Origin of the sequence: Aeromonas ichthyocola (genome assembly GCF_046087985.1) — a bacterium.
GTDB classification, from domain to species: Bacteria; Pseudomonadota; Gammaproteobacteria; order Enterobacterales; family Aeromonadaceae; genus Aeromonas; species Aeromonas rivipollensis.
This window is the reverse complement of record NZ_JBJSWH010000001.1, coordinates 447,701-459,899: the sequence shown is the minus strand read 5'-3', so window position 1 is coordinate 459,899 and position 12,199 is coordinate 447,701. Positions and strand designations below refer to the sequence as shown.

General features: G+C 64.1%; 8 protein-coding genes and 6 pseudogenes. 6 read left to right on the top strand and 8 right to left on the bottom strand.

The window, feature by feature from the left end:
* Positions 1-11: 11 nt before the first annotated feature.
* A pseudogene (locus ACF2JD_RS02075) lies at positions 12-1,177 on the bottom strand (MFS transporter); the annotation flags it as partial.
* Positions 1,178-1,444: 267 nt separating this feature from the next.
* Between ACF2JD_RS02075 and ACF2JD_RS02070 the strand changes: the two are divergent.
* Positions 1,445-2,289, top strand: a pseudogene (locus ACF2JD_RS02070) (LysR family transcriptional regulator).
* A 61-nt stretch (positions 2,290-2,350) separates the two neighbouring features.
* On the opposite strand, the gene ACF2JD_RS02065 reads toward ACF2JD_RS02070, so the two are convergent.
* The 3 genes and pseudogenes from ACF2JD_RS02065 to ACF2JD_RS02055 all read right to left on the bottom strand — a co-directional run bounded on the left by ACF2JD_RS02065 (position 2,351) and on the right by ACF2JD_RS02055 (position 3,212).
* Positions 2,351-2,539, bottom strand: a complete 189-nt coding sequence (locus tag ACF2JD_RS02065) for a GyrI-like domain-containing protein (RefSeq protein WP_440986874.1) — start codon at positions 2,537-2,539, stop codon at positions 2,351-2,353.
* A pseudogene (rsmS, locus tag ACF2JD_RS02060) lies at positions 2,516-2,647 on the bottom strand (pleiotropic regulatory protein RsmS); the annotation flags it as partial. The gene ACF2JD_RS02065 and the pseudogene rsmS, both read right to left, overlap by 24 nt.
* A gap of 97 nt (positions 2,648-2,744) precedes the next feature.
* Entirely contained in the window at positions 2,745-3,212 is a 468-nt protein-coding gene (locus ACF2JD_RS02055) for a hotdog domain-containing protein (RefSeq protein ID WP_440986657.1), read from the bottom strand.
* A 170-nt stretch (positions 3,213-3,382) separates the two neighbouring features.
* On the opposite strand from ACF2JD_RS02055, the pseudogene ACF2JD_RS22570 reads away from it, so the two are divergent.
* Both ACF2JD_RS22570 and ACF2JD_RS02040 read left to right on the top strand, forming a co-directional pair.
* Positions 3,383-4,017, top strand: a pseudogene (locus ACF2JD_RS22570) (tellurite resistance TerB family protein).
* 175 nt (positions 4,018-4,192) lie between these two features.
* Complete coding sequence (locus tag ACF2JD_RS02040) at positions 4,193-4,651, top strand: GNAT family N-acetyltransferase (protein ID WP_440986656.1); 459 nt, start codon at positions 4,193-4,195, stop codon at positions 4,649-4,651.
* Here ACF2JD_RS02040 and ACF2JD_RS02035 read toward each other — a convergent pair.
* Positions 4,639-6,134: pseudogene (locus ACF2JD_RS02035) on the bottom strand (aminotransferase-like domain-containing protein). The gene ACF2JD_RS02040 and the pseudogene ACF2JD_RS02035 sit on opposite strands and share 13 nt — an antisense overlap.
* Before the next feature lie 122 nt (positions 6,135-6,256).
* Between ACF2JD_RS02035 and ACF2JD_RS02030 the strand changes: the two are divergent.
* The 3 genes and pseudogenes from ACF2JD_RS02030 to cydX all read left to right on the top strand — a co-directional run bounded on the left by ACF2JD_RS02030 (position 6,257) and on the right by cydX (position 9,092).
* Positions 6,257-7,828: a cytochrome ubiquinol oxidase subunit I gene (locus ACF2JD_RS02030; protein ID WP_440986655.1), complete on the top strand. Its 1,572-nt coding sequence runs from the start codon at positions 6,257-6,259 to the stop codon at positions 7,826-7,828.
* Positions 7,828-8,954, top strand: a pseudogene (gene cydB / locus ACF2JD_RS02025) (cytochrome d ubiquinol oxidase subunit II). The gene ACF2JD_RS02030 and the pseudogene cydB overlap by 1 nt, the downstream one beginning before the upstream one ends.
* A gap of 24 nt (positions 8,955-8,978) precedes the next feature.
* Entirely contained in the window at positions 8,979-9,092 is a 114-nt protein-coding gene (cydX, locus tag ACF2JD_RS02020; RefSeq protein WP_025326454.1) for a cytochrome bd-I oxidase subunit CydX, read from the top strand.
* Positions 9,093-9,158: 66 nt separating this feature from the next.
* Here cydX and ACF2JD_RS02015 read toward each other — a convergent pair whose 3' ends face one another.
* From ACF2JD_RS02015 to ACF2JD_RS02005, 3 genes are all read right to left on the bottom strand, one after another.
* Positions 9,159-10,331, bottom strand: coding sequence for an MFS transporter (locus tag ACF2JD_RS02015; RefSeq protein ID WP_427256128.1), 1,173 nt, complete (start codon positions 10,329-10,331; stop codon positions 9,159-9,161).
* Between the two features lie 493 nt (positions 10,332-10,824).
* Positions 10,825-11,628 (bottom strand): 2,5-didehydrogluconate reductase DkgB, encoded by an 804-nt coding sequence (dkgB, locus tag ACF2JD_RS02010; protein ID WP_440986654.1) that lies wholly within the window; start codon positions 11,626-11,628, stop codon positions 10,825-10,827.
* 89 nt (positions 11,629-11,717) lie between these two features.
* On the bottom strand, positions 11,718-12,008 hold the full coding sequence (locus tag ACF2JD_RS02005) for an antibiotic biosynthesis monooxygenase (protein ID WP_440986653.1): 291 nt from the start codon (positions 12,006-12,008) through the stop codon (positions 11,718-11,720).
* Positions 12,009-12,199 lie beyond the last annotated feature (191 nt).

The following is a 12,199-nucleotide window of genomic DNA, read 5'->3' as shown; positions in this document are numbered from 1 at the left end:
GCGGGGCGGCATGGGGTCTTGCTTGGCAAGATGGCGGACGGCAACCGCATAACGCGGGGGTAGTGGCGCGGGTCGAGGCGCACTACCAGCAGGCTCATCAGCAGCAAGCCTCCCAGCTGCCACTGCCAGGCGGCCGCAAAGTCGCCGAAATGGTGATGGAGGCGGGCCGCCACCCAGGGGCCTGTGGCCGCCAGCATGAAGCCAAATCCCTGCATCAGGGCGCTCAGGCTACCGGCGCGTCTGGGGTCTGGCAGGTGATCCAGCGCAATCACCATGATGAGGGAGAAGCTGCCGCCAAGGCCGGCGCCGCACAGCAGGCACCAGAGGATGGGGGCGGCCTGGGGGGCGAGCCAGAGGCCGCCAAAGCCCGCCACCTGCATCACTATGGCCAGCCCCATCCAGGGGCGCCTGTCCTCCTTGCGTGCCGCCAGCAGCGGCAGACCCAGGCCGCTGGCGGTCTGGGCCAGGGCCAGCCAGGCCACCAGCTCGCCCCCCTGCTGGGGGCTCCAGCCCAGCGCCAGGTAGGCGGGGGCCAGCCAGGCCACGACTATGCCGTAGCCGCTGTTGATGATGCCAAAGCAGGCGATCAGCAGCCAGGCGCGGGGCAGCGCGATCAGCCGCGGCTCCCCTGAAGGAGGGGAGTGCGACCGCGGCGGCCCGTGGCAGGCGCACCCGCCACCCTAGCCAGACGAGGGCCAGCAGCACCGGCAGGCTCCAGAGGGCCAGCGCCCGGGACCAGTCGAGGTGCAGGGCGACCCTCGGGGTGAGCACGGCGCCGAGCGCCCCGCCCCCCATCATGCAGGCCGAGAAGATCCCCATCACCAGGGGCACCTTGCCCGCAAAGGTCCCCTTGATGAGGCCGGGCAGTGTCCCCTGCACCAGGGCCGACCCCAGCCCGCACAGGGCGGCGCTGGCGATGAGCAGGGTGCCGCTGGACAGCCTGAGGCGCAGGGCGCTGCCCAGCCGTCAGCAGCAGCAGGGCCGCCCCAGCAGTTGGCGCGGCACTGGCGTGCCGAGCAGGGCTGGGGGTGAGCAGCACGCCGACCCCGATCAGCAGCAGCGGCAGCAGGGTGACCCAGGCCAGGGTGTCCATCCCCAGCGCCAGGGCTGCGTCCATCTCCCCGCCAGCCAGCGGGCCGATGGCGGTAAGAAAGGGGCGCAGGTTTAAGGCCCGTAGAGGGCGGCGGCCGGTCTTGGCAGGATCACCAGCACCAGCAGGGCGGTCTGGCCTGCTGGTTGATCCGCATTTTGTTGCTTCATTGGGTGCAGTTTGCCCCTCCCGGGTTCTGGGAGAAACAGGGAGCATTTGGGACGCGGAATCATCGGGGCTGAACATGGCAGATCACCGTCAAAGGAGGCAAAAACGTCAGCCTAGCGGGGTCTAAAGTCATTTGGAAATTAAATGATAGAATGACTTTCAGTGGTTTTGTAAATGGAGCGCCCCATGCTGGATCCCCTGTTACTGCGCAGTTTTGTCGCCATTATCGACACCGGCAGGTTTCACCCGCGCCGGTGAACGGGTCCATCTGACCCAATCCACCATCAGCCAGCAGATCCGCCGCCTTGAACAGCAGCTCGGCTGCCCGCTGCTCGATCGCGCTGGCCGTCAGGTGGTGGCGACGGCTGAGGGGGAAAAATTGCTGGGGCTGGCCCGCCGCATTCTGGCGCTGCTGGCCCAGGCCGAGGAGCAGGTGAGCGAGGGGAGCACCCCGCTGCGCCTCGGAGTGCCGGAGGATTTCGCCGCAGGTGCCATGACGGCTGTGCTGGCCGCCTTTGCCCGCGACTATACCCGAGGTGAGGCTGGAGGTGCAAAGCGATCTTAGCCACGTCCTGTGGCAGGCCTTCGAAGGGGGGGAGCTGGATCTGGCGCTGATAAAGCAGGGGAAGGGGCAGGGGGAGCCCATCGCCCGCTGGCGCGAGCCGCTGGCCTGGGTCGACAGCCGCGACTGGCCAGCCTGCGAGCGGGAGCCTGTTCCCCTGGTGGTGTTTCCGAGCGAAGGCCTCTATCGGCGCCAGATCACCGAGGCCCTGGATGCCAGGGGGATCCTCTGGCGCATCGCCTACGTGAGTGCCAGCCTCGCCAGCCTGCAGGGGGCGGTGAGCGCGGGCATAGGAGTGAGCCTGCTGCCCGCCCGATTGCTGCAGCCCGATCAGGTGGCGCTGGTGGACTGGCCGGCGGTGCGCTCGGTGGAGCTGGCCTTGCACCTGGGAGCAGGAGACAGTGAGCCCCTCAGCCGGCTGTGCGAGGCCCTGATCGCGCTCTGTGACGAGGTGATGGGGCCCAGGTAGGTACAAGCCAGGCCCGAGGCCTCAGGCCAGGGCTTGCCTCGGCACCACCGCGAGGCTGCCGCTAAAAGGCGTCGCCATAGCGCTCGAAATCCGGCTTGTGGGCGGATTCCCAGCTGGACCGAGCCAGCCAGTCGAGGGCGGCCTGCCAGGTCTGGGGCAGGGCATCGACATGGCCCAGATGGCGAAAGACCGCATACAGGTCTGGACCTCCGCCAGCTTGCGCTCGCTTGCGCTCGTAATCCTGTTTCACGATGGCCAGCGCCGCCAGCACCAGCTCGGGGGCCAGCTGGTTGGTCTCCAGCAGTTCGATGAGATCCACCGCGAGTTTTACCTCGGGCGGGGCAGTTTCCAGTGACATGGGCAGGGTTCCGGTTGCGGGAAGAGGGGGGATTATACAGGGGCGCCGCCGTTGGCCGAAAGCGCCCGCTGTATGTCGGGCAGGGGAATCACCAAGGTCAGAGGTGCTGGCGCATCTCTTTGTCGAGCTCTTCGCGCAGGGCCATCAGCTTCTTGGCGTAGTGCTGCAAGCTCAGATCCTGCTCGCTCACCGGCTGCCACTGGGGCACCGGGCTCGGCTTGCCGTGCTCGTCCATGGCCACGAAGATGATGATGCAGTGGGTGGTCTTGTGGCGAGCCGGGTCGGTGGGGTGGCGGCTATAGACATCCACCGCCAGGTGCATGCTGGTGGTACCTGTGTGGATCACCTTGGCATGGACCTCGACCAGCTGGCCTATCTGGATGGGACGTAAAAAGCGAATGCCCCCCACATAAACGGTGACGGCATAGCCGCCACACCAGCCGGCGGCGCAGGCGTAGCCGGCCTGATCGATCCACTTCATCACCATGCCGCCATGGACCTTGCCACCGAAGTTGACGTCGGCGGGTTCGGCGAGAAATTGCAGGGTCAGCTCATGATTTGGCACAGTTACATCCTTATTGCCTGAAGGGTTTCCCTGAGCTTTGCCCCCTCGGCCTGCCCGGTCAAGGGTTCATCCCCGATTCAGCACAGGGGCGAGGTGGTGGTGCGCATCCTGATCTGGCTCTATCAATGCACATGGCAAACATATTCACCTTGCAGGAGTGAGCTCATGCCATGAAACAGATGCTGGAACAGTTGCTGGGGGCTGGCAAAGGCTGGCTCAACGAAGGCGGTGACAAGCGCAAGGGGCAGATGCAGGGGGCGCTGGCCGGTGGCGCGCTGGGTCTGCTGCTGGGCAACAAGAAATGCGCAAATATGGCGGCAAGGCCGCTGCCGTGGGCGGCGCGGCGGCCCTTGGCGGGCTGGCCTACAAGCTCTATCAGGATTGGCAGGCCCAGCAGGCGGCACCGGCCCAGCCGACCCATCCCGTCAGCACTCTGGAAGGCAATGCGCTGGATGCCCGCGCGCCCTCTGGTGCGCGCCATGGTGGCGGCGGCCCGGGCCGATGGCCATATCGACGGCGCCGAGCGCCAGAAAATTCAGGAGTACCTGACCGAACAGGGCCAGAGCGATGCCGCCCGCTGGATTGACGCCGAGCTGGCCCGCCCCTGGATCCCCACGCGCTGGCGCGGGAAGTGACCGACATGGAGCAGGCCACCGAGGTCTATCTCGCCTCCCTGCTCGCCGTCGAGGTGGATCACTTCATGGAGCGCGGCTATCTCGATGAGCTGGCCCGTGCTCTCAAGCTCGATGACAACCTGAAAGCCAGCATAGAGCGCCAGGTGGCCCAGCTTAACGCCCCCGCCTGATACCCTCACCGCCATGGATTGCCGATAACGCCCCGCTCAAGGGGCGTTGTTTGGTTGCCCGCGTCAACTTTCCATGCGGATGAGCCTATTTGGATTGCGGGTGCCGACACCCCTATGATGGGTTTTTCCCCAGGCCACTGGGGTGAGGTCATCAGCCACAGGCAAGGAGCACCCATTGGAAATACGCAAGGCAACCGAGCAGGATCTCGATGCCATCGTCGAACTGGATCGGCAGATAGGGCAGATCCACTTCGAGCAGGCTCCCGAGGTGTTCTGCCCTCCCTCTTCGCAGCAGCGGGCGTTTCTGCTGGACGCCATCCAACGGGAGGGGCGGCTGTTTTGTGTCGCCGTGGTGGAGGGGGTGGTCGCGGGGTTTCTGACTGCCCGAATCGATATCAATGAAGCCATTCCGTTTCTTACCAAGCTGCCCGTCTGCCGCATCACGACAGTGGTGGTGGATGAGCACCACAGATCCCGTGGCATCGGCAAGGAGCTGATCGCCCATTGTGATGACTGGGCCAAGGCCCATGATGCCAGCCAGCTCAAGCTGGAAGTCATGTCATTCAATGACAGGGCCAGGTCGCTCTACGAGTCTCTTGGCTTCAAGCGCCAGTCAGAGACTTACGCCAGATAGCCCGACGTCCGGTGAATAAACAAAGGCCCCGTCATGGGGCCTTGTTTCGCCAGCGGCTCTTTGCCTCGATGGGGCGTGAGCTGCTGTTTTATCAGGCCCGCCAGCTGGGTGGAGCGCCTGCTCCAGCTGTTCGCTCCAGGGATGGGAGCTGTTGAGGCGCAGGCAGTGGTTGTGCTGTCCCTGACTGGAAAAGAGGGCGCCGGGGGCCATGGAGAAGCCGCAATCCAGGGCCTGGGCGTGCAGGGCGCGGCTGTCGAAATGGGCAGGCAGCTCCAGCCAGAGGAAGTAGCCGCCATCGGGGGAGGAGATCCGCACCTCGCCCGGCAACAGCCGCAGCAGGGCCGCCCGCATCTGCTGCTGGCGCTGGGCCAGGGTGTGGCGCAGGCGGCGAAAGTGGGCATCCACCCCGCCCTGGCGCAGCATGTCGGCGAGCGCCAGCTGGCTCGGCACATTGGTGGAGAGGGTGGACATCAGTTGCAGCCGCTGGATGCGCTCGGCATGGGGTCCCGCCACCACCCAGCCGACCCGAAAGCCCGGCGCCAGGCACTTGGTCCAGGAGCCGCACAGCAGGCTGTCGCCCCGGGCGTCCCAGCGTTTGATGGGGCTGGGGCGCTCGCGGCCAAAGTAGAGCTCGGCATAGACGTCATCCTCCACAAGCGGCACCTTGTGGCTGTTGAGCAGTGCCATCAGTTGCGCTTTGTGACGCATCCGGCATGGTGTGGCCCAGCGGGTGCTGCACATTGCCCATCAGCCAGCACGCCTTGACCGGAATGCGGGTGAGGGCGTCTTCCAGCAGCGTCGAGATCGATGCCCACCCCGGGGATCACAGGGATTTCCACCACCTTGAGCTGCAAGCGCTCTATGGCCTGCAGGGCGCCGTAGAAGGTGGGGGACTCCACCACTACCCAGTCTCCGGGCTCGGTCAACACCTGCAGGCTGAGGGAGAGGGCCTCCATGGCGCCTGTGGTGATGATGATCTCCTGGGGATCCACCGCCAGGCCGTCGCTGGCGTAACGCTGGGCGATGGCGCGGCGCAGCGCCTCGTTGCCGGGGGGCAGATCTGCGACAGTGCTGAAGGGGTCGAGGCGGCGCATGCAGCTCGCCAGCGCCCGCCCAAGCTGGGGATGGGGAACAGGGTCGGGTCGGCCACCGACATGCCAAGGGGCACCAGCTCCCGCGATTTACTCGCCTGCAACATCTCGAACACCAGATCGTTGATATCCACCGAGCCGCTGTAGTGGGTCTGGCTCGGCGTGTGCTGTACCAACTTGGGCGAGGCGGCCTTGACGTAGTAGCCGGACTGGGGGCGGGCGAGGATCCGCCCCTGGCTCTCCAGTAGTTGATAGGCCTGCAGCACCGTCATCGGGCTCAGGTTGTGGGTCTTGCAGCTCTGGCGAATGGAGGGGATGCGCTCCCCCGGTTGCCAGATACCGTCATCGATCTGGCTTTGCAGGCGGTCGGCCAACTGCTGGTAAAGGGACATGATCTGGATCAACTGTTATAGGTGTAACTCAATATAACTGCATCTGTTATAGGTGTCATGCTCCGTGATGTACTTGTCACGCACGAAACGTGCAAGGCAAATACAACAAAAGAGAGTGACGCATGATCAATCCGGATGATGTGGTCAGCCTCTCCCGAATACAGTTCGGCGCGACGGCGATGTTCCACTTTCTGTTTGTGCCCCTCACCCTGGGGCTGTCCTGGATCCTGGTGATCGCCGAATCCGCCTACGTGATGACCGGCAAGGTGATCTACAAGGACATCACCCGCTTCTGGGGCAAGCTGTTTGGCATCAACTTCGTCATGGGGGTCACTACGGGGATCACCCTGGAGTTCCAGTTCGGGACCAACTGGGCCTACTACTCCCACTACGTCGGCGACATCTTCGGCACCCCGCTGGCGGTGGAGGGGCTGATGGCCTTCTTCCTGGAGTCCACCCTGGTGGGCCTCTTCTTCTTCGGCTGGGACAAGCTCTCCCGGGGCCAGCACCTGCTGGTGACGGCGCTGGTGGCGCTCGGTTCCAACCTCTCCGCCCTCTGGATCCTCATCGCCAACGGTTGGATGCAGAACCCGGTCGGCGCCGAGTTCAACCCCATGACGATGCGCATGGAGCTGGTGGACGTGGCGGCGGTGATCTTCAACCCCGTGGCCCAGGTCAAGTTCGTCCACACTGTGGCGGCGGGTTATGTGGCCGCCTCCCTGTTCGTGATGGGGGTGAGCAGCTGGTATCTGCTGCGCCGCATGGAGGTGCGCTTCGCCCTGCGATCCTTCGCCATCGCCTCGGGCTTTGGCCTGGCCGCCATCCTCTCTGTCATCGTCCTCGGGGACGAGTCGGGCTACCGCTCCGGGGAGGTGCAGAAGGTCAAGCTCGCCGCCATAGAGGCGGAGTGGGAGACCGAACCTGCTCCGGCCTCCTTCACCCTGTTCGGCCTGCCGGATCAGAGTGCCGAGACCACTCACGGGGCCATCAAGATCCCCTATCTGATGGGCATCATAGCCACCCGCTCCCTGGATGAGCAGGTGACAGGCCTTAAAGATCTCAAGGCCGAGCACGAGGTGCGCATTCGCAGCGGCATGCTGGCCCACGAGGCCCTGGAAGCCCTGCGAGCGGATGGTAGCAATGCCGAGGCGAGAGCCACCTTCGAGCGCCACCGCGCCGATCTAGGCTATGGCCTCTTGCTCACTCCCTATGCCAAGGAGATCGGCAAGGCGGACGAAGGGGCCATTGCCAAGGCGGTGGACGACTCCATCCCCCAGGTGGCGCCGCTGTTCTGGAGCTTCCGGCTGATGGTGGGCATAGGGGGGGTGTTGCTGCTGCTCTTTGCCGCCGCCTTCCTGCAACTGTGCCGGGGCAGGCTGGTGCAATCCCCGCGTCTGCTCAAAGCCCTGTTCTGGAGCATACCGCTGCCCTGGATTGCCATAGAGGCGGGCTGGTTCGTGGCCGAGTTCGGTCGCCAGCCCTGGACCATCAGCGACGTGCTGCCGGTGTCGGCGTCGGTCTCCTTGCTGCAACCGGGTCAACTCTGGTTCAGCCTCATCGCCATCTTCCTCATCTACAGCAGCCTGCTGGTGGTGGAGCTGTTCTTGTTGCGTCATGTGATCCGCAAAGGGCCCGCCAGCCTGCAAACGGGTCGTTATCAAGGTGAAGTGTTGCAAAACGGGAGTCCCATCTGATGGATTACGAAACCCTGAAACTCGTCTGGTGGGGGCTGGTGCTCTTCCTGCTCATCGGCTTCGTGGTGATGGACGGCTTCGATCTCGGGGTCGGCCTGCTGCTCCCTGTGGTGGCCAAAACCGATGAGGAGCGGCGGGTGCTGCTCAACAGCGTGGGGCCCGTGTGGGAGGGTAACCAGGTGTGGCTCATCGCCGGTGCTGGCACCCTGTTCGCCGCCTGGCCCCTGGTCTATGCCGCCTCCTTCTCGGCCCTCTATGTGCCCTTCATGTTCCTGCTGTTCGGCCTCTTCCTGCGCCCGGTGGGCTTTGACTATCGCAGCAAGCTGCCGGACCCTGCGTGGCGCCGCTGGTGGGACAGGGCCCTGGTGATGGGGGCCCTGCTGCCGACCCTGGTGTTTGGCGCTACCCTCGGCTTCCTGCTGCAAGGCTTGCCGTTTCGTTTCGACTCGGCCCTTCGCATCCACTATGGCGCCTTCGATTTCAACTGGCCGCTGCTCTTCACCTGCATGGGCACGGCGCTGGCCTGCTGATGCTGCACGGTGCCAGCTTCCTGCAGTGCAAGACCCAAGGGGTGATAGCCGAGCGCTGCGCCCACCAGAGCCTCTGGCTCGGGCCCCTGGCGAGTGCTCTGTTTGCCCTGGGCGCGGTCTGGCTCAGCCAGATGCGTGGTTACCGGATAGCCGAGATTGGCGATCTCAACAGCGCCCTGACGCCCCTGATGAAAGAGGTGACGACGGCGCCGGATGGCTGGCTTGGCAACTTCGTGGCGCACCCGCTGCTCTGGGCTGTGCCTGTCCTCGGTCTCCTGTTGCCGCTCTTGAGCACGCTGGCAAGCCACCTTGGCCGGGCGCGGCTGGCGATCCTTGCCAGCGGCGGTGCCTGCGCCGCCATGATGCTGACCGTGGCCATCGCCCTCTTCCCCTTCGTGCTGCCCTCGTCCCTGGATCCGTCGAGCAGCCTGACCCTGTGGGACGGCACCTCCAGCGAGGGCACCCTTCTTATCATGCTGGGAATCGTCGCCGTGCTGATGCCCATCAACCTGGGTTATACCCTCTGGGTCTATTGGGTGGCGCGGGGCAAGATGAGTACCGAGCAGGTGCGCGAGCAGGGCCATAGCCTCTACTAACACCGGAATTGAGGAGTCTTCGATATGTGGTATTTCACCTGGATACTGGGGTTGGGGTTTGCGCTGCTGTGCGGCCTGGTCAATCTGCTCTGGCTGGAGGCGCGCTGGGCCGCGGATGAGGATCTCAAGGAGCCTTGATCCCGCCCCTGAAAATGAGAAAGGCCGACACCAGGTGTCGGCCTTTTTGTTTTTTTGCGCGGCGGATTAGATTGCCAGCGCCAGCCTGGCCTCGCGCTTCTCGCTTGCATGGGTGAGGCCATAGGCCAGCAGCACTATGAGGGCCCCGATCCAGGGTGTGTGCATCAACCCCAGGTGCTCCACCACAAAACCGCCCACCACGGATCCCAGCGCTATGCCGACGTTAAAGGCGGCGATGTTGAGGCCGGAGGCCACATCCACGGCGTTCGGGGTATGGCGCTCGGCCTGTTTTACCACCAGCACCTGAAGGCCCGGCACGTTGCCAAAGGCGAAGGCACCCCACACCAGCACTGTGAGCACCGCCAGCACCGGATGGGGCGCGGTGAAGGTGAGCATCAGCAGGATAAGTGCCAGGCCGCCAAACATCAGCTTCAGCGCGGGCAGCGGGCCCATCTTGTCCGCCAGCTTGCCGCCCCAGATGTTGCCGACCGCCACCGAGACCCCGTACACCAGCAGGATCAGGCTTACCGCATTGGCACCGAAACCGCTCACCTGTTGCAAGATGGGGGCGAGGAAGGTAAAGGCGGTGAAGGCGCCGCCGTAACCCAGGGCCGTCTTGGCGTAGACCATCAGCAGGGGCTTGTGGGTCAGCACGGCGAGCTGCTCGCGAATGGTGGAGGCTGTCCCCTTGGGCAGGTTGCTCGGGATCAGCAGCAGGCTGCCGACCATGGCGATGACCCCGAGTGCGCTCACCACCAGGAAGGTCTCGCGCCAGCCGAACTGCTGACCAATCCAGGTGCCGAGCGGTACGCCTGTCACCAGGGCGACGGTCAGGCCGCTGAACATGATGGCGATGGCGCTCGCCGCCTTCTCCCTGGCCACCAGACCCGTGGCTATGGTCGAGCCCACCGAGAAGAAGACCCCGTGGGCCAGGCCGGTGAGGATGCGGGCGACGATCAGGCTCTCATAGCCCGGTGCCTGCCAGGCCAGCAGGTTGCCGGCGGTGAAGAGCGCCATCAACCCCACCAGCAGCCACTTGCGCGGCAGCTTGCCGGTGAGCGCCGTCAGCACAGGCGCGCCTATGGCGACGCCCAGGGCATAGAGGCTGACCAAGAGGCCCGCCGAGGGGAGCGAGACATTGAGCTGCTCGGCTATGGTGGGGATCAGCCCCACTATTACAAATTCGGTGGTGCCGATCGCGAAGGCACTCAGGGTGAGGGCAAATAACGCCAGTGGCATACAAACTCCTTGGATAGTGGCTCCCGACGGGAGAATGGCGCCAGTATGCCGATGAGCTTTGTTGGCAAAAATGACGGCAACGTCAAATTACTTTTGCCAAATTAGCAGCAATGGATCCGTGGAATGGGGTAGAGGGAATGGCTGAGGCTGCGGAGACAAAGCGCGTAGAAGCAAGGCGTACAGACCGAGCTGGGAATAAAGAGGAAAGGGGCAAGGGCAGGGGGGCTGCTGCGCGGGCGGCGGTGGCGCGCGGTATTGGAGACAAAAAAAGCGGGAGGCACTGGGCCTCCCGCTGGTGTTCAAGAATGTCATTAGAGCGTTATTTGCTCCCTTCTCCCCTTGCGGGAGAAGGGTTGGGGATGAGGGGGAGGTAGCTTGCCCCTCACCCTAACCCTCTCCCGCAGGGAGAGGGGATAGCTCGTGGTTGCAATTGGCTAGTGAGGGTTGCCGGTATCCGCCGCCGCAGCGATAGATACAATGCGTCCTCTCCCGTTTAATCCCAATTCGGGGCGAAGTCCGGGTTGGCGCAGCGCTCCCCTCGCTCCAGGGTGGCAATCTGTGCCATCTCCTCGGGGCTGAGTTGCACCTTGAGGGCGGCCAGGTTGGCGGCGAGATTCTCCCGCTTGGTGGAGCTCGGGATCACCGTCATGCCCTGGGCCAGCAGCCAGGCCAGGGACACCTGGGCCGCCGAGACGCCGTGGCGCTTGCCTATCTCCATCAGCAGCGGCTCGCTCAGCACCTTGCCATAGGCCAGCGGCATATAGGCGGTGATGGCGATGCCCTGATCCTGGCAGAACTCCACCACCTTGCGGTTTTGCAACAGGGGATGGATCTCCACCTGCTGGTGGGCGATGGCGCCCGGCCCCAGGATAGCGATGGCTTCTTTAAGCTGGGCCACCGTGAAGTTGGAGACCCCGATCTCCCGGGTCAGGCCCCGGGCCTTGGCCTCGGCCAGCTGCTCCAGATAGACCGCCATCGGCACCTCATCCTTGGGGGAGGGCCAGTGAATAAGCGCCAGATCCAGATAGTCGGTGCGTAGTTTCTCCAGGCTCAGCTTCAGGCTCGGGATCACCTTGCTCGGGCCAAACTCGCTGATCCACACCTTGGTGGTCAGGTAGATATCCTGGCGGGGGACGCCACTTTCGCTCATCAAGCGGCCCACGTCGGCCTCGTTGTCATAGATCTGGGCGGTATCTATGTGGCGATAGCCGAGATCCAGACCCTGCAGCAGGGAGTCGCGCAGGGGCTGATCTTTCAGGCGAAAGGTACCAAGACCCAGGTTGGGCATCTTCATCATCATATTCCTCAAGTTATTGTTTCTACGCTCAATATTTTGTCGGCCCATCCTCGCATCCAGGGCTGGCAGAGGACAGGCCCCGGCTGGATTCAGGCTAGCTGATAGCGGCGAACGCTGGTGCTGGCAAACCAGCCCCGGGTGTTGGCCACGAAGGCGAGAAAATGGGGCTGCTGCTGGTGGGTACTGAGCGCCGCATCGCTCTCCCACTCCTCGTGGATCATCCAGCCGTGGGGGCTCTCCAGGCTCTGGTGCAGCCGGTAGCCAAGGCACCCGGGCTCTTGCCGGCTGGCGTTGACGAGCGGCGCCAGGGCGGCCCGACACTCGGCGGCGAATTCAGGTTTGGCCTCAAGTTCGGCAATCACGATCAGGGGGGATGGCATCTGAACCTCCTTGCTAAAACGACGGTCAGTATGCCCCCGGCAGACTGGGGGAAACAGGGCAGCAGTCGCAAAACACTATTGAGGGGAGAGCAGCAATGGGATGCAGTCAGAAATAAAGAGACCGGTTAAGCACCGGTCTCAGGCGATAACGAAACTTGCAAAAAATATTAATGCTCATGCTGTTCGAAAAA

Excerpts from the sequence above, each read along its gene's own strand:
- ACF2JD_RS02030 (WP_440986655.1), top strand. The coding sequence starts at position 6,257 with ATGATCAATCCGGATGATGTGGTCAGCCTCTCCCGAATACAGTTCGGC.
- cydX (WP_025326454.1), top strand. The coding sequence starts at position 8,979 with ATGTGGTATTTCACCTGGATACTGGGGTTGGGGTTTGCGCTGCTGTGC.
- ACF2JD_RS02015 (WP_427256128.1), bottom strand. The coding sequence starts at position 10,331 with ATGCCACTGGCGTTATTTGCCCTCACCCTGAGTGCCTTCGCGATCGGC.
- dkgB (WP_440986654.1), bottom strand. The coding sequence starts at position 11,628 with ATGATGAAGATGCCCAACCTGGGTCTTGGTACCTTTCGCCTGAAAGAT.
- ACF2JD_RS02005 (WP_440986653.1), bottom strand. The coding sequence starts at position 12,008 with ATGCCATCCCCCCTGATCGTGATTGCCGAACTTGAGGCCAAACCTGAA.